This is a genomic window from Arthrobacter sp. 2762, assembly GCF_040548745.1.
GTDB lineage: Bacteria > Actinomycetota > Actinomycetes > Actinomycetales > Micrococcaceae > Arthrobacter.
Genome location: NZ_JBEPSI010000001.1, coordinates 319,559 through 337,896, shown reverse-complemented (window position 1 = coordinate 337,896; position 18,338 = coordinate 319,559). Strand labels below are relative to the sequence as shown.

At 63.7% G+C, this 18,338-nt stretch carries 22 protein-coding genes; 7 read left to right on the top strand and 15 right to left on the bottom strand.

What is annotated here, in order from left to right:
* Positions 1-15: 15 nt before the first annotated feature.
* The 4 genes from ABIE18_RS01655 to ABIE18_RS01640 all read right to left on the bottom strand — a co-directional run bounded on the left by ABIE18_RS01655 (position 16) and on the right by ABIE18_RS01640 (position 2,310).
* Entirely contained in the window at positions 16-405 is a 390-nt protein-coding gene (locus tag ABIE18_RS01655; protein WP_499720883.1) for a serine protease inhibitor, read from the bottom strand.
* Between the two features lie 65 nt (positions 406-470).
* Positions 471-1,337: a 3-methyladenine DNA glycosylase gene (locus tag ABIE18_RS01650; RefSeq protein WP_499721366.1), complete on the bottom strand. Its 867-nt coding sequence runs from the start codon at positions 1,335-1,337 to the stop codon at positions 471-473.
* A gap of 34 nt (positions 1,338-1,371) precedes the next feature.
* Positions 1,372-2,019, bottom strand: coding sequence for a serine protease inhibitor (locus ABIE18_RS01645; protein WP_499720882.1), 648 nt, complete (start codon positions 2,017-2,019; stop codon positions 1,372-1,374).
* Positions 2,020-2,043: 24 nt separating this feature from the next.
* Positions 2,044-2,310 carry a helix-turn-helix domain-containing protein gene (locus tag ABIE18_RS01640; protein WP_499720881.1) on the bottom strand — a complete coding sequence of 89 codons (267 nt, stop codon included), beginning with the start codon at positions 2,308-2,310 and terminating at the stop codon, positions 2,044-2,046.
* A gap of 66 nt (positions 2,311-2,376) precedes the next feature.
* Between ABIE18_RS01640 and map the strand changes: the two genes are divergently transcribed.
* A complete protein-coding gene (gene map / locus ABIE18_RS01635) occupies positions 2,377-3,147 on the top strand; it encodes a type I methionyl aminopeptidase (RefSeq protein ID WP_499720880.1) in 771 nt (256 codons plus the stop codon).
* Between the two features lie 47 nt (positions 3,148-3,194).
* On the opposite strand, the gene ABIE18_RS01630 is transcribed toward map, so the two are convergent.
* Positions 3,195-3,683: a MarR family winged helix-turn-helix transcriptional regulator gene (locus tag ABIE18_RS01630; RefSeq protein WP_499720879.1), complete on the bottom strand. Its 489-nt coding sequence runs from the start codon at positions 3,681-3,683 to the stop codon at positions 3,195-3,197.
* A gap of 86 nt (positions 3,684-3,769) precedes the next feature.
* Between ABIE18_RS01630 and ABIE18_RS01625 the strand changes: the two genes are divergently transcribed.
* The 4 genes from ABIE18_RS01625 (at position 3,770) to ABIE18_RS01610 (ending at position 5,086) form a co-directional block, all read left to right on the top strand.
* Complete coding sequence (locus ABIE18_RS01625; protein ID WP_224094137.1) at positions 3,770-3,994, top strand: hypothetical protein; 225 nt, start codon at positions 3,770-3,772, stop codon at positions 3,992-3,994.
* Positions 3,995-4,114: 120 nt separating this feature from the next.
* Positions 4,115-4,345 (top strand): hypothetical protein, encoded by a 231-nt coding sequence (locus tag ABIE18_RS01620; RefSeq protein WP_477514488.1) that lies wholly within the window; start codon positions 4,115-4,117, stop codon positions 4,343-4,345.
* Between the two features lie 190 nt (positions 4,346-4,535).
* A complete protein-coding gene (locus tag ABIE18_RS01615) occupies positions 4,536-4,895 on the top strand; it encodes a LapA family protein (protein ID WP_499720878.1) in 360 nt (119 codons plus the stop codon).
* Positions 4,892-5,086: a hypothetical protein gene (locus ABIE18_RS01610; RefSeq protein ID WP_499720877.1), complete on the top strand. Its 195-nt coding sequence runs from the start codon at positions 4,892-4,894 to the stop codon at positions 5,084-5,086. The genes ABIE18_RS01615 and ABIE18_RS01610 overlap by 4 nt, the downstream gene beginning before the upstream one ends.
* A 102-nt stretch (positions 5,087-5,188) precedes the next feature.
* On the opposite strand, the gene ABIE18_RS01605 is transcribed toward ABIE18_RS01610, so the two are convergent.
* The 3 genes from ABIE18_RS01605 to ABIE18_RS01595 form a co-directional block, all read right to left on the bottom strand.
* Positions 5,189-5,488, bottom strand: coding sequence for a DUF4193 domain-containing protein (locus tag ABIE18_RS01605; protein ID WP_216921958.1), 300 nt, complete (start codon positions 5,486-5,488; stop codon positions 5,189-5,191).
* A gap of 157 nt (positions 5,489-5,645) precedes the next feature.
* Entirely contained in the window at positions 5,646-8,138 is a 2,493-nt protein-coding gene (locus tag ABIE18_RS01600) for a beta-glucosidase family protein (protein WP_499720876.1), read from the bottom strand.
* Positions 8,139-9,422 (bottom strand): MFS transporter, encoded by a 1,284-nt coding sequence (locus ABIE18_RS01595; protein ID WP_499720875.1) that lies wholly within the window; start codon positions 9,420-9,422, stop codon positions 8,139-8,141.
* A gap of 137 nt (positions 9,423-9,559) precedes the next feature.
* On the opposite strand from ABIE18_RS01595, the gene ABIE18_RS01590 reads away from it, so the two are divergent.
* Positions 9,560-10,159 (top strand): TetR/AcrR family transcriptional regulator, encoded by a 600-nt coding sequence (locus ABIE18_RS01590; RefSeq protein WP_499720874.1) that lies wholly within the window; start codon positions 9,560-9,562, stop codon positions 10,157-10,159.
* 70 nt (positions 10,160-10,229) lie between these two features.
* On the opposite strand, the gene ABIE18_RS01585 is transcribed toward ABIE18_RS01590, so the two are convergent.
* Positions 10,230-11,576, bottom strand: a complete 1,347-nt coding sequence (locus tag ABIE18_RS01585; RefSeq protein WP_442018668.1) for an aspartate kinase — start codon at positions 11,574-11,576, stop codon at positions 10,230-10,232.
* 205 nt (positions 11,577-11,781) lie between these two features.
* On the opposite strand from ABIE18_RS01585, the gene ABIE18_RS01580 reads away from it, so the two are divergent.
* The gene (locus ABIE18_RS01580) at positions 11,782-12,870 is read left to right on the top strand and encodes a hypothetical protein (protein ID WP_499720873.1); all 1,089 of its coding nucleotides are present in this window, start codon (positions 11,782-11,784) and stop codon (positions 12,868-12,870) included.
* Between the two features lie 43 nt (positions 12,871-12,913).
* On the opposite strand, the gene ABIE18_RS01575 is transcribed toward ABIE18_RS01580, so the two are convergent.
* The 6 genes from ABIE18_RS01575 to ABIE18_RS01550 are packed head-to-tail and all read right to left on the bottom strand — an operon-like array spanning position 12,914 to position 18,338.
* Positions 12,914-13,072 carry a hypothetical protein gene (locus tag ABIE18_RS01575; RefSeq protein ID WP_499720872.1) on the bottom strand — a complete coding sequence of 53 codons (159 nt, stop codon included), beginning with the start codon at positions 13,070-13,072 and terminating at the stop codon, positions 12,914-12,916.
* Positions 13,073-13,112: 40 nt separating this feature from the next.
* A complete protein-coding gene (locus ABIE18_RS01570) occupies positions 13,113-14,597 on the bottom strand; it encodes an aldehyde dehydrogenase (NADP(+)) (RefSeq protein WP_499720871.1) in 1,485 nt (494 codons plus the stop codon).
* Positions 14,598-14,636: 39 nt separating this feature from the next.
* Positions 14,637-16,118, bottom strand: a complete 1,482-nt coding sequence (locus ABIE18_RS01565) for an FAD/NAD(P)-dependent oxidoreductase (RefSeq protein ID WP_499720870.1) — start codon at positions 16,116-16,118, stop codon at positions 14,637-14,639.
* The gene (locus tag ABIE18_RS01560) at positions 16,115-16,465 is read right to left on the bottom strand and encodes a (2Fe-2S)-binding protein (RefSeq protein ID WP_499720869.1); all 351 of its coding nucleotides are present in this window, start codon (positions 16,463-16,465) and stop codon (positions 16,115-16,117) included. The genes ABIE18_RS01565 and ABIE18_RS01560 overlap by 4 nt, the downstream gene beginning before the upstream one ends.
* Entirely contained in the window at positions 16,462-17,643 is a 1,182-nt protein-coding gene (locus tag ABIE18_RS01555; RefSeq protein WP_499720868.1) for an NAD(P)/FAD-dependent oxidoreductase, read from the bottom strand. Before ABIE18_RS01555 ends, ABIE18_RS01560 begins: the two co-directional genes overlap by 4 nt.
* Positions 17,640-18,338, bottom strand: coding sequence for a GntR family transcriptional regulator (locus ABIE18_RS01550; RefSeq protein ID WP_499720867.1), 699 nt, complete (start codon positions 18,336-18,338; stop codon positions 17,640-17,642). Before ABIE18_RS01550 ends, ABIE18_RS01555 begins: the two co-directional genes overlap by 4 nt.

The following is an 18,338-nucleotide window of genomic DNA, read 5'->3' as shown; positions in this document are numbered from 1 at the left end:
GCTGTCCACACAGACTCAGATGGCGCCGGTGGATCCTCCCGCGCCGCCCAGGAGTGGTGCCATGGCGCGCCAGCGTGCGATCTCGCAACCATCGGTCCGGCTGAGCTTGCTGTGGACCTTCCGCCCACGGAACCAACCTGTCACAAGGGCCACCTGCGGGCCCCCGTACTGTTGCGTGCAGATCCGGTCCGGACGCGGAACCGGGAAGAACACTTCCTCACCAAACTGCTCGACGGCGGCAAGGGCCGCGGTCGCGTCCGGAAGGTTCGAGTCTATCGAGTCCGGCTCCGGAGACAGAATGCCTTTTGCGGACCGCAGGTAGAACTCAGTGGGCGCGGCGCCAGGTGCCTCTGTCAGCGCAACGGTGAGATCGACGTCGTACTCGCTGTTGTCGGGAGAAACCATGGTTACCTTTCGCTGGTGGCGGCGGGTGCTTGCGGCAAGAGTCCCGGGGGGGCCACCCCGCTCCTCTAAAGAAGCGGTTCGATTGCCTGAAGCACGCGGGCCCGCAGCGTCTGGGATTCGGCCGCAAAAGCCCGCTGGTACTCAACGTACTCGGCCTTGCCCTGCGGTGTCTCGATCCTGATGGGCGGGTAGCCCCATTCTTCGAGGTCGTAAGGGGAGGCCTGCATGTCCATGGTCCGGATCCGCCAGGACAGTTCGAAGCAGTCCATCACCAACTCGCTGGGCAGCGCAGGAGTCAGTTTGTAGGCCCACTTGTACAGGTCCATGTTGGCGTGCAGGCAGCCAGGTTGTTCCATGGTGCGCTGGTTCTCACGGGTGGGCGTGAGCTCATTGAGCGGAACGGCGTCCGGCGTGTAGAAGCGGAAGGCATCGAAGTGGGAACAGCGGATACGGTTCTGCTCCACCACCGTGTCAGTGCCGTCCCCGCCAAGCCGCAGTTTCAAGTACTCGTGCCGCAACTCGAATTTCTCCTGCCGGTACACCATGGCCCACTCATGGAGGCCGAAGCAGCCGAACTGACCCGGGCGCTTCGCGGTGCCTTTGAGGATAATGCCGGCGAAACTGACGGCTTCGGCGCGTTGGGACATGAAATTGTCGCGATCGAAGGTGACGGCGGGCGTTCCTGGCGGCAGTCCGACGGCGGCGAGGTCGCCGTCGTCGAGCATGCGGTAGAACTTCCAGTTGGCGCGCTCAAGGGCACGCTCGCCACTTAGCACCACGCCATCGCCGGGATGCCAGCGCAGCAATTGGCCCGGCTTCTGGGTGTAGTACGTGAAGAGGAAATCCTCCACGGGATGTTTCTTTCCTGCCGAGCGGCGGGCCAAATAGGGGTCGGCGTAGCGGGCGACGCGTGCACGATGGGCGGCCTCCATCCCGAGCCAGTGCTCTTGGGGGAGGCGCTTCGGCCTAAGCTGCTCCACCACTGGAACCGATGATGGCGCTGGCCGCGTCCCACAAGGCGATTTGGCAACCGTCCGTGCGGCTGAAGGAAGCGGAGACTTCCATGCCGTCAACGGCGCCGGTCACCTTGGCTGTTTGCGGACCGCCAAACTGTTGGATGCACTCTTGGTCACTCCTAATGGGTGCGTGGCTTAGCAGCGAAGGATTGTTCTTCAGCGCCGTGCAGGCCGCGTTCGCGGTGGGGTGTTTGCTTTCGGCTGCCGGGGCACCGTTTACGCAAACGAGCGTGTAATTCTGCGGTGCTGCGCTGGCGGACTCCAGAACCGTGATGGAGAGTTCAGCGTTTCCTTGTCCCGGCGTGGGCTTTGCTCCCGGGAGGCTGGGGTCCGGTGCTGTGTCTTCGGGGCCGAGGGTTGTGGGCACCTGGGTTGGCGTTGGGCTGGATTGCGTGGGACTGGGGGAGCTGTCGCTGGGACTGACGGACGACGACGGCGCGGAGGCAGCGCTGCTCGACCCACCCGGGGCGGGGATGCCCGAGCAGCCGGCCAGGCCAGTGAGGGCCAGGACGGCTATGAGGGGCCGAACTCCTATGAGGGGCCGAACTCCTATGAGGGGCCGGACTCCTGTGAGGGGCCGGACGAGGCGCGAGCGCATGGAATCTCCTTGGTTGCTGCCATTTTATGCCGGTGCGGCAATGCTTTCGGGCTGCCTGATCCCCGCCCACACCTCATCGAGGGACAGCCCGAGGACATCGGCGATCGCTGCGATGGTCTGGAATGCCGGGGTTGCCACGCGTCCGGACTCAATCTTCCGGAGTGTCTCGGGTGAAACCTGGGCCTCAAGCGCAATTTCCAGCATGGAGCGCCCTCCCCGGGCGCGACGCAACATGGCGCCGAGACGCTGTCCGCGCTCGACCTCTTCAGCTGTGAGTGGCAATCTGACCATGGCTCCAATTCTAATACCGGGATAATATGGCCGGGATAGTTATTGGTTGAATGGGAAAGGCGCCGCATGATCGAGATTCTGAACCGCACCGAACTGCATCGGGCAAGGGAGGCCGGTGCCCTGGTTGCCGACATCCTTCAGGCAATGAAGAGCCGCAGCGCCGTGGGCGTCAACCTCCTGGAGATCGATCAGTGGGCTCAAGCCATGATCACCGATGCCGGGGCCCAATCCTGCTACGTCGACTATTCGCCCTCCTTTGGGCGGGGTCCCTTTGGGCACTACATCTGCACGTCCGTCAACGACGCCGTACTCCACGGACTGCCTCACGACTACTCGCTTGCTGACGGCGACCTGGTGTCCCTGGACCTCGCTGTTTCCAAGAACGGGGTCGCTGCAGACTCTGCCATCAGCTTCACGGTGGGCGATTCAAAGCCCTTGGACAGCCTGGCAATGATCGACGCAACGGAGCGGGCCTTGAGTGCAGGGATAGCCGTCGCCGGACCCGGCGCCCGCATCGGCGATATCTCCCACGCAATAGGCTCGGTCCTCACCGAAGCGGGATACCCGATCAATACCCAGTTCGGCGGTCACGGCATCGGATCGACGATGCACCAGGATCCGCACATCGCCAATACCGGACGGCCGGGCCGTGGATACAAATTGCGCCCGGGACTACTGCTGGCGCTGGAGCCTTGGGTTATGGCGGACACCGCCGAACTCGTTACCGATGACGACGGGTGGACGCTGAGAAGCGCCACAGGCTGCCGTACAGCCCACAGTGAGCACACGATAGCCATCACCGACGACGGGGCTGAGATTCTCACCTTGGCGCACTGAGTGCTGGTGCTCAATGGCCGTCGCGCTGGGTTGCCGTCCGCAGGGCCTCAGGTGGCGCTGCGCTGGGTGGCCGCAATGAGGCCGGTCATGGCCTGGTGGAGTTCGGCCACCTCCTCGCGACTGAGGTGCAGGCGCTCCCGGATTGCACCAGGAACCGCCGTTGCCTGATCCCGAAGCGCTGCTCCCTTTTCCGTCAGCTTGACGGCAAGCGCGCGCTCGTTGCCGGGCACGCGCTCGCGGGTAATGAGCTGCGCTTCCTCAAGCCGGCGCAGGAGTGGGGACAAGGTGGCGGGCTCGTGGAGGAGGCTTTCGCTAATGTCCTTAAGTGTCCTGGGGCTCCGCTCCCAGAGTGCAAGCATCACAAGGTACTGCGGATGGGTCAGCCCGAGCTGTTCGAGGACTGGCTTGTAGATACCCACCACGCTCCGCGAGGCAACGGTCAGCGCGAAGCACAGCTGGCGTTCCAAGAGGAGGTCGTCAGTTTCGCTGACCTGGCTTGTTTCATTGGTCTGGGTTGTCCCGCTGGTCTGGGTCATGGCCGCCTTCCCACCCGATTAGTTAGTGCACTAATAGTTAGCGTACTATGAAGTTGTTGAGCCGTCTAAAAGAGGAGTCGATCCGCGTGGCAAAGGAATCCTTTACCCAGAAGTTCATGCGCGCTACGGGAAAGCTGAGGGTCATCTTTGGCCCGGCACACAGCAGCTCCATCGATCATGAAATGACCGAGGCCAACCGCAGGCTCCTGGCCCAACGCGAAGCGGAGACGCAGCAATGGGAAACCCTTCGCCGCCCGGATGGCAGCACGTACGTGGTTCCCCGTAATCCGGACGATAAGTCCCTGCGCTAAGCCTTTTCGCCGGTTGGGATCCCGCGCCTTTTCCGGCCCGCGGGCGTAAAATATGCGTACTGGTACGGCATGCGCCGTCCTGCCGCTTTTCTCTCTCCCGTTGAAAGGAGGTGGAAGAACATGGGACGCAAGTTGGAAAACTTTCAGCACGTGACCGAGCGGCTGCAGTCCGTCTTCGGACCAGCAACCCATGGGGACACGGATACCCCTGTTGTGCACAAACACGACGACTTCGAAACGGCTTCCGAGGAAGACTTGAAGAATTTCGACGTTGAGACCGATTCGGAAGGTCATCACTACGCTGTCCGGAACAACGATCCCGGGCCAACTTCAACTGACTACAGCGTGTGACCACCAGTAACTGTGACCGTCAGTAACAACGGCATCCATAGACCGAAGGACCGGACCGCGAACTCCGGTCCTTCCTTATTCCGGTCTTTCCTGCCCGCCCACTGTTGAGCCACTTATAAGCATGCTTATTATATGAGTGCACGGACATGTGATGGGCACACATACGTTCTGGGAAATGAGGGGACAGTCAATGAGCGCTCAAGATGATGCCGCAATTGCCCGGGGAGGTTCTGGACGGGCGGATCACACACAGCGGCGGGCAGCACCGGGCAGTTCCCGGCCCACACGAACTGCTGCGATCTGGGTGGCCGTAGCTGTGGGCCTGGTGGTGTTGGTCCTGTTGATCGTGTTCTTCGTTCAGAACCAGGACATGGTCACCGTCCGGTTCTTCGGCTTGGAGGGGGTCCTGGCCCTCGGCACCACGCTGTTCATCGCTGCCGTTGGAGGAGGCGTGCTGGTGGCGCTTGCCGGCGGTGCGCGGATCCTTCAACTCAGAGTGAGCAACCATCGGCGCCAGAAGATGATCGGGGGACAAGGAGGCGGGCTATGACGGACACTCCGCTGGAGGACGACAAGTCGCCGGACCGGCCTGCTCCAGAGGATGGCAGGGAGGCCGCCGGCCTCCTCGGCGACGCTCTTTCCCCGGTGGTTGCACCTGAATACACCGACGAGGAGCGACTGTCCGAGCCCGATAAGTCCGAGCCCGATAAGGAGGGCAGGGAGGAAGCGGGCGACAAGTAGTTAATTGCGGAAGGACCGGAGCGTGCGCTCCGGTCCTTCCGCAATTAATCCCGACGGCGGCACTCCCTGACGATTCATGTTCCGCCGGGGTGGTGGTCGTCTTTAGCCTTCGCAGTCAGTGCAGTAGGCGACGCCATCCTTTTCGCGGGCAATCTGCGAACGGTGGCGGACCAGGAAGCACGAGTTACAAGTGAACTCGTCATTTGCCTGGGGGATGACCTGGATGATGAGTTCTTCAGCGACGATTTCGCCGCCGGGACCGTTGGCGTCCAGGCCGTCAGTTTCGTCGAGTTCAAGAACCACGCTCTTGGCCGTGGGGGCGCTGGCGGACTGGAGCGCCTGGAGGGACTGCTCCTGGTTCTCTTTTACATCGGTACGGAGTTCGTCGTAGTCGGCTGCCACTTTTTGATGCCTCTTCGTGTTAGGGGGTTACCGGGTATGCAACGTACAGCATGCCATGAAAATTCCATACCATACCCCAGATACGGCGCTTGTGGCGAAAACCACGTGCGTGGCGGCCCAAAAAAGGCCGCCACGCCGCGCCAATTGCCCTCTATTATTACCGCACCTCGATGTCCAGAGTCTGGAAGCTGTCCGAAACATGGCGACCCACCAGCAGCCGGAAGGTTCCACGCTCAAACTGCCAGCCGCCGTCGTAGTGCGCAAAAGCCTTTGCCGGGATGCGGACTTCAACGCTGTCAGTCCCCGCGGGAGCAAGGTGGGTTCCGGCGTAGCCTGCCAGCCAACGGACCGGACGTTCCACGGCGGAATCGGTGCGCTCGAGGTAGACCTGAACAACTTCACGTCCCGTACGCGTGCCGGTGTTCTTCACCGGGATGTGCACAACCACATCGTTGCCGGCCGTGACCGACTGTGGCGCGTGGGCAGTGCCGAACTCGAAAGTCGTATACCCGAGTCCGAAGCCGAAAGGCAGCGCCGGAGCAGGGCCGCCGGAGCGTTGCTGCTTGAGCCAAGCGCGGTAGCCCACGTGAATTCCCTCGGAGTAGACCACTTTGCCGTCCACGGGGGTGGTGTTCAGGACCGGGACATCTTCAAGGGCTGCCGGCCACGTTGTAGGGAGCCGGCCGCCGGGTTCCTCGGCGCCAAGCAGGATGTCTGCAATCGCACTGCCGAACTCCTGTCCACCGAACCACCCCAGGAGCACCGCGTTTACCTTCTCGAGCCACGGCATCACCACCGGTGAACCCGAGTTCACAACCACTACCGTGCGTGGGTTGACCGCGGCGACAGCCTCCACGAGTTGGTTCTGGAACCCCGGGAGGTCCAGGTCCTTACGGTCAAAGCCCTCGGATTCGATGGCGGCATTGGTTCCGACCACCACCACAGCTACATCGGAAGCACGGGCGACTTCCACCGCGGCGTCGATCTCCGCCTGAGGATCCGCCACCACAGTTTCTTCGCCCAAAAGGATGGCCGTGAACGGGATGATCTGTTCCTTGGGCAGACGGTATTCGGCCTCGATGCGAACGCTCTGTCCCGCCGCGGTCTCGATTGCGTGAACAGTCTTGGGCGGATCGAACAGCGCGGCACCCAGGACGTCGGTGTCGTCCTGGATCTCGTCGTTGAAGACTTCGGCTCCATCCAATGAGAGACGGATGTGCCCCACTGTGCCCACTCCGAGGTGGTGGACACCTGCCGAATCGGCCGTCCAGTCGGTTTTCATCCGGATGATGGCGGCGCCTTCCGGGATGCCGATGCCGAACCAGATCAAGTGTGACGCCAGGCGGTCTTCGCCCGAGATCTCCGTGCCGTCTTCTGCGAGGAACGTCACGCGGATCCCCGGGACGTTGGAGACAGGATTGTGCAGTGAAGTCCGGGGGAACGCCTGAAGCCCCTCGGCCACTTTGGCGCCACGCGCGTAGGTGACACGGACGCCGTCGGGCAGTGCATTCCGCAGCCCCTCCAGTGGCGAGACGGTGTACCTGGGCATCACCGTAGCGCTTCCGCCGCCCTGCGTTCTGGCCTCTTCAGCATTGTGACCGATCACCGCAACGCTGTTCAGCGTGGCGGCGTCCAGCGGCAGGATGCCGCCTTCGTTGCGAACCAGCACGGCGCCGCGGACGGCAACTTCACGTGCGACGGCGGCCCCGTCCAGTTTGGCGGGGAGCTCAGTGGCCGCGGGCTCGAAGCCTTCGAGGGAGCCCACGCGGGCAGCGAGGCGCAGGATACGGGTGACCTTTTCCAGGATGGCCTCCCGGCTGACGCGGCCATCATTGACGGCGGCCAGAAGCTTGGGTCCCCAATGGCCTACAGGCCCCGGCATTTCCAAGTCCTGGTGGGCGTTTGCAGCATCAACGGAACGCACTCCCGTCCAGTCGGAAACCACCACGCCGTCGAAGCCCCATTCCGTGGAGAGCGGGGTTTCCAGCAGCTTGTTTTCGCTCGCCGTGGTGCCGTTGATGGAGTTGTAGGAGCTCATGACCAGCCAGGCCCGGGCCTCCGTGATGGCGTCTTCGAACGCTGCCAGGTAGAGCTCACGCAGCGGGCGTTCGTCCACTACTGAGTCGGAAGTGAAGCGCTCCGTTTCGGCCTCGTTGGCCAGGTAATGCTTGGGAGTCGCTCCTACGCCCATGGACTGCACTCCGGCAACGTACCCGGCGGCCATGGTTGCTGTGAGCCGCGGATCCTCGCTCATGCATTCGAAATGACGGCCACCCAACGGTGAACGATGGAGGTTGATGGTGGGGCCGAGTACGGCGTGGACGCCCTTGCGGCGGGCCTCCTGGCCGAGAACCTGCCCGTAGCGGCGAGCGGTTTCCACGCTCCACGTTGCAGACAGGGCGGACGACGACGGGAGGGAGATTGAGTCGTGGCGCTCGTCGAAGTCTTCGCCGCGGACGCCTGCAGGCCCGTCGGACAGGACGACGCGACTGAGGCCAATTTCAGGGATGGCGTGGGTGGACCAGACATCCGCTCCCGTCAGTAGTTGGACCTGCTGCTCCAGGGAGAGGCTCTGTGCGAGTTCCCGGATGCGCTCTTCGGCGTCGGGGAGGCCTGTCGCCAGGACTGCTTGCGAGAGTGTGGGGTTCATTTACTTGACTCCTTTGATACGGGTGACCAGTAGGGCGCCGATGATGCCGACGGCAGCGCCACCGAGGAACAATGCGGGATAGCCGCCGAGCGCGATTACGGGGAAGGCGACGGCGGGTACGAGGGACTGCGGGAGGGCCTGGGCGATGTTGAAGACTCCGAAGGTCTTTGCATTCTCGGTTTGGCTCCCTGGCAGGAGGTCGGCGATAAGTGCCACGTCCACTGCCCCAAAGCAGCCCAGGCCGAGCCCTGCTATGGCCTGGCCGAGAAGCACCTGGTCAGTGGTGCTGCTGGTAGCGATGACGATGAGGCCCACCATCATGATGACGGCGGAGATGATCACCAGGCCCTTGCGTTTGCCGATCCGATCACTGATCCAGCCGCCGATGAGGCTGGTAACCACTGTGCCTACAGAGCTGACCAGTGTTGCCTGGAACACCAGGCTGGTGATTTTGTCTTCTCCCACGTGAAGGTGGTCGGCAAAGAAGTACGGAAGGTAGAGCAACCCGGCGCAGTAGCCGATGTACACCATGAACTTGGTGAGCCAGGCCCAGCCCAGCCCCGGGTATGTGCGGGGATTGAAGTAGAAAGAGCCGAGGACTTCCTTCAGGTTCAAGGGTGCGGGCTTCTCGGTCAGCACGCGATCCTTGAACGTGAAAGCGAACGCGATGGCCACCGCCGTACCCACGATGCCGGGGACTACCGCCATTTGCAGGGCGTTATCGAACATTTGGGCGAAGAAGGCGGCCGCTACGAGGCCCACCGGCAAGGTCATACCGATAAGGCCCGACAGGCGTCCGCGTTCCGCCGGAGCTGCCTGGTCAGGCAGGGTTGCTACCAAGGCGGCCAGGGCGGCGTTGAAGCCGAGCTGAGCCACCACCCAGGCAACCAGCACCGCGGAAACGTCCGTAGCGGAGCCCAGGAAGAACAGGGAAACCAGGCCCGCCAGGGATCCTCCAACGATCCAGGGCTTGCGCATGCCGAAACGGGATGTAGTGCGGTCGCTGAGGCGGCCAAAGAGCGGGTTGGCGAGCAGTGCCACCATGGCTCCAACGCCGGCAACCAGGCTCAGGGCGCCCGCCCGCGTCTCAGGGGTGGTGATCTCGGAAATCTTGATGGCGAGGACCACCAAGGCCGGAGCCAGGACAGCCATCCAGAGGCCTGCGCTGGCGATCGGCATGCCGATGACGTAGGCGCGGGGAGCCGGAGCCTGAGCCGGAGTGACGGGAGCAGTGCCGGGCTGGGTGCCGGCAACTGCGGTCTGTTGGGAAGTTTCGAGGGCCACATTGCCTCCTGATGAACTCAATGACCCATCGTTGGGTCTTATCAGGAGACTTTAGCGACAAAAACCGAGTGTGACTAGATTTTTAGACAATAAATCTAGGATGACTCGATTTTTGACCGGTGAAATAGACTGACTCAATGTCTACTTCCAAGGCCCGCGGGCAATACGCGAAGGGTGCGGAACGCCGGGAACAGATCATCCAGACGGCAACGGACGTCTTCGCGACCGAAGGTTTCGAGGGGACCGCACTCAAGCGGGTTGCCGAACTGGTGGGCGTCAAGGAAGCCACTCTCTTCCACTACTTCAAGGGCAAGCAGGAACTCCTCACCGCAGTCCTGGCAGAACGGGATCGGCGTTCGCTCGCTGTTGGCGGTGATGCCGCGGTGGGCCTGAGCCTGATGCCGCCCATCGCGGAACGGAACGTCAGGGAGCCCGGATTGACCACGCTCTACGCGGTGGCCTCAGCTACCGCGAATGACCCCGAGCACGCCTCACACAGCTACTTCAAGGAGCGGTACGAGGCAGTCATCCGGGACATCGCGGACGACATCGCAAAGCGACAGAACGCCGGTGAGGTGCGTACCGACGTCGACGCCGTAACGCTGGCACGGCTGACCGTTGCCGCCTTTGATGGACTCCAGTTGCAGTGGCTGTATGACAAGAACGTAGATATGGCGGACGGGCTCCGGCAGCTTATCGATGTTCTGCTGGCGCCCAGGACCGGGCATAGCGCCTGAACGATAACGACTTAACAGCGGAAGGACCGGAGCGTTGGCTCCGGTCCTTCCCTTCTCGGACGTGGTGACCCTAGCGGCCGGTGCCGCCGTAAACGGTAGCTTCAGCATCGCCGTCGAGCTCGAATGCAGCATGGATGGCGCGGACGGCATCATCCAAGGCATCCGCGCTGGTGACCACCGAGATGCGGATTTCCGAGGTGGAGATCATGTCGATATTGATGCCGGCGTCGGACAGTGCCTTGAAGAACGTTGCCGAAACGCCGGGGTGTGAACGCATTCCAGCGCCGATCAGGGACAGCTTGCCAACGTGCTCGTTGTATTCGATGCTCTCGAAGCCGATCTGGCCTTCAGCTGCACGCAGGGCGGCCAAAGCATCGGCGCCTTCGACGATTGGGAGGGTGAACGAGATGTCAGTGCGGCCTGTGCCGTGGGTGGACACGTTCTGCACGATCATGTCGATGTTCGAGTGGGCGTCGGCGATCACCTGGAAGATCGCAGCGGCCTTGCCCGGAATGTCCGGCACGCCTACAACGGTGACCTTGGCTTCGGACCGGTCGTGTGCAACGCCGGAGATGATTGGCTGCTCCAAGGCAACTCCCTCTTGAATCGTGAACTTTTCATCGGCGCCCGGGATGACCCACGTGCCTTCGTGCTGGCTGAATGACGAACGGACGTGCAGCGGCACGCCGAAACGGCGGGCATACTCCACGCACCTGAGGTGCAGAATCTTGGCGCCGGAAGCAGCGAGTTCCAGCATTTCCTCGCTGGAGATGCGGTCGATCTTCTGGGCCGAAGACACAACACGGGGATCGGCCGTGTAGATACCATCCACGTCGGTGTAAATCTCGCACACATCGGCTTCGAGCGCTGCAGCCAAGGCAACAGCCGTAGTGTCCGAGCCGCCACGGCCCAGCGTGGTGATCTCGTTGGTGCTGCGGCTCATGCCCTGGAAGCCCGCCACGATCGCAATGTGTCCCTTGTCCAGGGCGGTGCGGATGCGGTGGGGGTCGACGTCAATAATCCGGGCCTTGCCATGGATGCCGTCGGTAATCATGCCTGCCTGGGAGCCCGTGAAGGACTGGGCGGAGGCGCCAAACTTGTTGATGGCCATGGCAAGCAGTGCCATGGAAATTCGCTCTCCGGCGGAAAGGAGCATGTCCATTTCGCGGGCAGGAGCGGAGTCCGTGACCTGGCCTGCGAGGTCCAGGAGTTCGTCTGTGGTGTCTCCCATGGCGGAAACAACAACCACAACCTCGTTGCCGGCCTTCTGCGCATCCACAACACGCTGAGCGACCCGCTTGATGCCATCAGCATCGGCAACCGAGGAACCGCCGAACTTCTGGACGATCAGCTGCTTGGTAATGGCAGCTCCGTCGGAGAGCTCTTCGGTCTTCACTTCGGTAGTGGGCATAGTCATGCGTGCACCCTCACTGCATCAATAGGGTTCGAACGCGGCATGCCAAACTCCAAATTCCAAATTTGAGCACGCCTGCGTAGCTTATTCGGCCAGTTTATCGCCGTGTTGTGTCCCCACAGGAATTGTGACCACATGGCGGCCCCACAGGCGTTTCGGCAGCAGGTCCCCGGGCGTACGATCCCTTCTATGAGCATTGCGTGGTGCCATGGCCTGGGTTCCTAAGGACCCGGACGATCCAGGGCCAGCGCGCAGCGATTCGGAATACGAAGTGATCGGCGGCGGCGTGATCGACGACCGGTTTCCGCGGCGTGACGGGACCGCGGGGAGTGAACGCAGGCTGAATCATCAACCTGGGATCGCCGACATTCTTGGAGCCGCTGTGCGGGAGGCTTGGGATGACTGCCGCACGTCCTTGCGATCGTGGTGGTTCTGGTTGACCTGCGCGTCCGCATTGATTCTCGCTTGGGCGATGGCCGCAGCTGTGGTGGCCTTCGGCGAAGCCAATGGATGGTTTGAATCGAGCCTGCCAAGCGCCACGTACATACTGATGGCCGGATTGATGGCAGTCGTTTCTGCTCTTCTCGGGGCAGTGTGGGGCTTCCGTCAATTAGCTCGAACTTTCTTTGGCGTGCTGTTCGCCGGAGTCTTCCGCGGGGCGGTCTTCGCTGTGCCGTCCGGCATCTTGCTGCTCGTGATGGGCGTGGCTGTCGGCGGGCCGATCGCGTTGGCCGGTGCCGGCGTCGTGGTTGTAGTCCTTGAAATTGTGTTATTTGGACTCATAGGCGCCGGTGCCCGCGAATGCTCTGGCCGAAGGGCGGCAGGTGTTGCCCTGGCTGCGGCGCTGGTGGCGTTTCTGTGCTTGGGCAATGTAGCGGCTACCATCGCGCTGCTCCCGGGGACGGCGGTGATGGACCAAGCGTCAGTGCCCATCAACGTGGAACGGGACGACACCGGGCGGATCACAGCATACGAGTGCGTTGGGCGTCTTCGCCCCGTGGAAGTGGCGCATACAGAGCGGGTGGCTTGGCTGGCAGCGTCCAACCCCATCCTGCTCTTCGGCAGCATCGCCGCGGAGGCGCTCCCCAGGGAGCATGAACTGGCATGGGTGTTGTCTGGTTTGCAGTGGGCTGCCGATGGACCCAGCCGGGATGTTCCCTGTATCGGCGGGGAACCAAGTGATCAGCTTGCGCCTTCGGTACCCATCGCCCTCACCGGCCTCGTGATCCAGGCGCTGGTGGCCGCACTGGTGGTTGTTCCCGGGCGTTGGTTGTCCTCCCGGAGAGTCCGCCCCTGACGCTTCTTTCGCCGTCACCGTCGCCGCAGTCGTCGGCTACGGCCTAGGTTTCATCCCTTGGTTCAACGTAGTCTCCGAATCCCGGCACGTGGATCCCGCCGGCGAGGATCCACCAGTAGGAGTCGCTGGCATCCAAACCTTGGCCAAAGCTCAGCCTGCCGGTATCCCGCTGGGGAACAACCAGGCCAACAGCACCGTCCACACGTCGTCTGAGAATCCGCCACACCGAGACCACAGCCAGGCTACTTCTCCCGCTGGCCGTCCACCAGGCGGGGCACCCCACCGGGATTATCCTCACGGAGTGCTTCAGGAAGGAGGTGTTGCGGGAAGCCCTGGTAAGCCACCGGCCGCAGGAAGCGCTCGATCGCGGCGGTGCCAACGGAGGTGCTTCCGATGGCGGTGGTGGCGGGGTACGGTCCGCCATGCTGTTGGGCATAGGTGACCGAGACGCCCGTTGGCCACTGGTTCCAGACCACCCGTCCCGCCTTGCGAGCCAGTACCTCCACCAACGCCGCCACCTGGCAGGAGTCGGTTCCGTGGACGGTGGCCGTAAGTTGCCCCTCGAACGTCTCGGCGAGCCCGGCGAGTTGGGACTCGTCGTCGTAGGTGACAACTACGGCGGTGGGTCCGAAGCATTCGGTCTGGAGGGAGTGCGGATCGGCGAGCATGTCCGCGGCGGTGGTGAGGAGGAGCGTCGGAGCCGGTGGGTTGTCCAGTGGACCTGCACCCTGCGCCAGCGTGGTGAGGCGCGGGTTTGACTGGAGATCCTGCAGGACATCGGTGTAGCCGGACTGGATGCGGTCGTTGAGCAGGGGAACGGCAGGCGGCAGGACCGCGTCGCGGAGGGCTTCCACCAATCCGGACCCGGAAGGGACGAAGAGCGTCCCGGGCTTGGTGCAGAACTGCCCGGCGCCCATGGTGAAGGAGCTCACGAATCCTTGGGCGATCTCCGCGCCCCGTTCGTTGGCTGCAGCTTCGGTGACGAATGCGGGGTTGTTGCTGCCCAATTCTCCGTAGAACGGGATGGGTTCCGGCCGGGAACCCGCGATGTCGAACAATGCGCGCCCACCAGGGATGGATCCTGTGAAGGCGCCGGCTTTGATTCGTGGGTCCCGCAGGGCTGCGGCTCCGGCTGCAGTCCCGACGATGAGCGCAAACGTGCCGTCAGGCGCACCAGCGTTGCGCAGTGCCGAGCTCACCACCTCAGCCGTGAGACTGGACAGCCCCGGGTGGCCGGAGTGGGCTTTGAGCAGAACGGGGTTGCCTGCGGCCAGCGCCGAGGCGGTATCTCCCCCCGCAACGGAGAACGCGAAGGGAAAGTTGCTGGCGGCGAACACCACTACCGGGCCCAGGGGCACCCGCAGGCGCCGGAGATCGGGTCGCGGCGCTCCCATGGGCCACTCGGAATCTGCATGGTCGATCCGGACGTCGAGGTAGCCACCGTCCCGCAATAGTTCGCCGAAAAGGCGCAGCTGGAAGGTGGTGCGTTTGAGTTCGCCACGAAGACGGGCCTCGGGCAAGTTGGTCTCACGCTGAGCCTCGGGAACGAGCCTGTCCGCTGCTGCGTCCATTGCGTCAGCAACGGCGTCGAGCAGTGCGGCACGCTCGCCGGGACGGAGCGCAGCGAGCGGCGCCGCCGCAGTCCGGGCCGCGGTCAGCAATTGTTCCAGTTCGGCGTCTGTGGTGGGTGGGAGTACGACGGCGGAAGCCGAGGCAATCGAGGTCATGCGCAGTCTCCTTCGGGAGGCAATTCAGAGGGGAAAAGGTCAGTGGCCTGTGATGTTGAGGTCGGCCAGTTCGCCGATCCCCACGGGTGCTGCCAGCGGGCGCTTCGCGGCGGCCGAAAGGCTCTCAACGGTTGGAGCGGCGCCCGGCCCGGCGCCCAAGCACGCTGCCGCGAAACCGCAGACCCGGCCCTGGCACCAGCCCATTCCGGCGCGCGTGAAGGACTTGAGCGTCCGGGCGTCGCGGGCCCACAGCTTCTCACGGGCCTCGATGATCTCGCCGGCAGTGACTTCTTCGCAGCGGCACACAGTGGTCTCGGGAGCGAGCCAGTTTTGCCAAGCGGCCGGTACGGGATGGGCACGATGCATAGCCTCGGCGAAACGCCGGTGCCGCGCCATGGCGCGTGATGCACCCTGTTCACCGATCGCCGATGTATCGGCTGCCGCTGCACCTGCCGCGAGGCCCTCGAGCACCGCAAGCGAAGCGCCGCCGACGCCGGTTACCTCACCTGCCAGGAACAGGCCGGGGACGCTGGATTCCTGGCGCTCGCTGACCAGGCCCACAAGGGAGCCATCCGCATCCAGCCGGGTTTCGACTCCGAGGGACAGCGGCAACTCCATCTGCGGGGTGAATCCCCAGCCGAAGCCCACCACGTCCACATCCTCGTAAACGCGCTCAGTACCGGACCGGACCCGGCCGTCGGCATCCACTTTGGCTGTGCGCACTCCGGAGGCGACATCGCGTCCCAGCACCTCGGTGACGATGGTCCGAACGCGGTAGGGGATCCGGTGCCGGGCGAACACCGCTGCGTACTCCACACCCTCGACGGCCTTCTCCGGCACACTCGCGGCTGCCTTGAGGTGCGGCAACCAAGCCATCGGCGACGACGACTCCAGCACCGCGAGCACCTCGCCGCCTGCTTCGGCGATGCCCGCCGCCACCGGCAAGAGGAACGGGCCCGTGCCGGCGATGACGAAACGCTTCCCCGGCAGGACCCCATTGCCCTTGATGAAGGCTTGGATTCCGCCAGCGGCCATCACGCCGGGCAAGTCCCAGCCCGGTACCGGCAACTGCCGGTCGTAGCCTCCTGGGCAGAGAACCAAGCGGGTCGCGACGACGGTGCTGCCGCCGTCGTCGGTCCCGGAAGCCGTGGGGCCGGCCCCCATAGCCTGGCCGCCAGCCACAGTCGGCGTCGTTCGGACAAGGAAGCCCTCGTAGATCTTCTCCGTCATCCAGACCTGTCGTCCGTGCAGGTAATCGATGCTGCCGCTCTGCCGGGCGGCGTCGAAACGGGCGCGGAGGTCACTGTAGGTCTGCCAACCGTGGTGGCCTTTGCCATCAGGATGTGGCTCGACGGTTTCGGGCCGGTGCCGCCAGAACTGGCCGCCGGGCTGCGAACCAGCATCCACAACGGCCACCATAGCTCCGGCCTCGGCGGCACTAACAGCCGCAGCGAGCCCCGCCGGCCCTGCACCAACCACGGCAACGTCGGCTTTTACCGTGCCCGGAATTGTGGCGTTCATTCCCGGCCCCCTTCGGGCTCTGCAGGGACATTGGCAGGCACCGCGGCGGCGCTGGTGCCCTCCCGGTAACCTTCGATTTTCATGCCCTCGCACACTTCTACCAGGCATGCGCGCTGATTCGGTATGCCATCCACACTCACAAGGCAGTCGAAGCAAACCCCGATCCCGCAGAACAGCCCGCGGGGCCGCGCTTGCTTGCGGGTATCGCGCCAGGCGGTGATCCCGTTGGTGACCAACGCGGATCCAACGCTTTGGCCCGCGGACGTTGTGATCGGACGGCCGTCAAAGCTGACAGTGACCTCGCCGGGCGCGCCAGCCGGCTTGTTTCCTGGTGAGTATTTGCTCATGCTTTGACGTCCTCTCGGTGAGAGCTGTTGGGGGCTTGTGTGCCGAACCGGGCCGGGGCGAAAGGGGCCAGGTCCATGTCAGGTGTCTTGCCGGCAAGGGCTTGCGCCAAGAGCTTGCCTGTTCCCGCGGAAAGACCGATGCCGGCACCCTCGTGGCCAGCCGCATGCCATAGGCCAGGTGCGCGTTCGTCGTGCCCTATCACTGGGAGATGGTCCGGGCAGTAGGGCCGGAACCCGTGGTAGTGGCGGATGGCCTTGACGTGCTCAAGGAAGGGAAAGAGTGCCACGGCGTTACGCGCCAGGGTCCGGAGAGCGTCTGTGCTCACCGTGGGGTCGAAGCCAACGCGTTCGCGCGTTGAACCGATCAGGATTGTGCCGCTGGGGGTGCCTTCCACCACCGGGGAGGCTTGGAGTCCGGCGTCGGAACTGCCCACGTTGTCGATGTACTCGGCGGCGTAGACCTTGTGGTGGACCATGGGCGGCAGCGGTTCGGTGACCATGACGAAACCGCGGCGGGGAAGAACCGGGACGTTGACACCGGCGAGGGCGGCGAGTTGGCCGGCCCACGTTCCGGTGCAATTCACCACAGCTCCGGCGGAGAACTCGCCTCGCGGCGTCCGAACGCCGGTAACGCGGTGGCCGCTGCGGAGAAATCCACTGACGGGCGTATCTGCCATGAAACGGGCACCAGCTTGGGTCGCCAACCGGACCAGGTGCGCCGCAACCAGCATTGGCTGGACCTGGCAGTCTTCGGGGTAGCTCGCCGCGCCCAGAGCGTCCGGTGCGATCTGTGGCTCCGCTTTCCGCAGGTCGTCCGGATCAAGTTTGTCCACGCGAACGCCGTAGTCAGCTTGGGCGGCCATCACCCGGTTGAGCGAGGCCAGGCTGCTTTCATGCGAGGCCACGATGATCCCGCCCTTGGTTTCGAATTCCCAGAGGCGCTTGTGCTCAGCCAGATCGCCGTGCCAAACGTCCAGGGAGTAACGGGTCAATTCCAGCTCAGGACCGAGTTCCTTATCTGAGACAAGGATGTTTCCTTCGCAGGCGGACGAGGTGCCGCTGGCGGGAAGGCCCTTATCAAGGACAGTTACGGTGAGGCCTCGTTGGGTTGCGAAGTACGCAGTGGCGGCCCCGACGACCCCTGCGCCGATGACGAGCACATCGCTCGTAGTGTTCATGTCTGCTGCTCCTGCGGGGTCTCAGTCTCGCCGGTAGCCCAAAGGCCACGGGCGTGGCTGATGTGTTGGCGCATCAATTCAGTGGCGGCGGCTCCATCCCCGGCCTCGACGAGCTCCAGCAGGACGTGGTGTTCCTGGGCGGAATCGGCCAACCGGTTGCTTTCGCTCAAGGCCTTCAGACCATACAGGCGCGTACGGGACCGAAGACTGGTAGCCAGTTCAACCAGTTGGCCGTTGCCGGCATATCGCAAAAGCTCTGCGTGGAATGTGCGGTCCGCGGCCAAGTAGGCAGTGAGGTCGCCCTCCCGTGCCGCGTCTACAATGTCGTCGGCCATGGACCTCAGGATCTTGATTCCGGAGGGCGGGACAGTGCCTGCCACATCGCCAACTACCGGCGGCTCGATCAGCAGGCGGATCTCTGTCAGCTCGTCCAGTTCCCGATCGCTCATGGTGGTGATGCGGAAGCCCTTGTTCTTGACAGTTTCCACCAAGCCTTCGCGCGTCAGGTCCATCATGGCCTCGCGGACCGGCGTGGCCGAGACGCCAAAAGCAGCGGCGAGTGCCGGTGCGGAGTACAGGGTCCCCTCTTCCAGCGTCCCGGCGATGATCGCTGCGCGCAGAGACTCAGTCACTGACTCGCGAAGGCTATGCTGGCGGCCGAGCGGTGCGATAGGAAGCTGGTTACTGGTTGGCAC

Bases quoted from the DNA above. Each gene is read 5' to 3' on its own strand.
- ABIE18_RS01560 (WP_499720869.1), bottom strand. From the start codon at position 16,465: ATGAGCAAATACTCACCAGGAAACAAGCCGGCTGGCGCGCCCGGCGAG.
- ABIE18_RS01555 (WP_499720868.1), bottom strand. From the start codon at position 17,643: ATGAACACTACGAGCGATGTGCTCGTCATCGGCGCAGGGGTCGTCGGG.
- ABIE18_RS01655 (WP_499720883.1), bottom strand. From the start codon at position 405: ATGGTTTCTCCCGACAACAGCGAGTACGACGTCGATCTCACCGTTGCG.
- ABIE18_RS01570 (WP_499720871.1), bottom strand. From the start codon at position 14,597: ATGACCTCGATTGCCTCGGCTTCCGCCGTCGTACTCCCACCCACCACA.
- ABIE18_RS01620 (WP_477514488.1), top strand. From the start codon at position 4,115: ATGGGACGCAAGTTGGAAAACTTTCAGCACGTGACCGAGCGGCTGCAG.
- map (WP_499720880.1), top strand. From the start codon at position 2,377: ATGATCGAGATTCTGAACCGCACCGAACTGCATCGGGCAAGGGAGGCC.
- ABIE18_RS01580 (WP_499720873.1), top strand. From the start codon at position 11,782: ATGGCCTGGGTTCCTAAGGACCCGGACGATCCAGGGCCAGCGCGCAGC.
- ABIE18_RS01650 (WP_499721366.1), bottom strand. From the start codon at position 1,337: ATGGAGGCCGCCCATCGTGCACGCGTCGCCCGCTACGCCGACCCCTAT.
- ABIE18_RS01630 (WP_499720879.1), bottom strand. From the start codon at position 3,683: ATGACCCAGACCAGCGGGACAACCCAGACCAATGAAACAAGCCAGGTC.
- ABIE18_RS01590 (WP_499720874.1), top strand. From the start codon at position 9,560: ATGTCTACTTCCAAGGCCCGCGGGCAATACGCGAAGGGTGCGGAACGC.
- ABIE18_RS01585 (WP_442018668.1), bottom strand. From the start codon at position 11,576: ATGACTATGCCCACTACCGAAGTGAAGACCGAAGAGCTCTCCGACGGA.
- ABIE18_RS01640 (WP_499720881.1), bottom strand. From the start codon at position 2,310: ATGGTCAGATTGCCACTCACAGCTGAAGAGGTCGAGCGCGGACAGCGT.
- ABIE18_RS01600 (WP_499720876.1), bottom strand. From the start codon at position 8,138: ATGAACCCCACACTCTCGCAAGCAGTCCTGGCGACAGGCCTCCCCGAC.
- ABIE18_RS01610 (WP_499720877.1), top strand. From the start codon at position 4,892: ATGACGGACACTCCGCTGGAGGACGACAAGTCGCCGGACCGGCCTGCT.
- ABIE18_RS01645 (WP_499720882.1), bottom strand. From the start codon at position 2,019: ATGCGCTCGCGCCTCGTCCGGCCCCTCACAGGAGTCCGGCCCCTCATA.
- ABIE18_RS01615 (WP_499720878.1), top strand. From the start codon at position 4,536: ATGAGCGCTCAAGATGATGCCGCAATTGCCCGGGGAGGTTCTGGACGG.
- ABIE18_RS01565 (WP_499720870.1), bottom strand. From the start codon at position 16,118: ATGAACGCCACAATTCCGGGCACGGTAAAAGCCGACGTTGCCGTGGTT.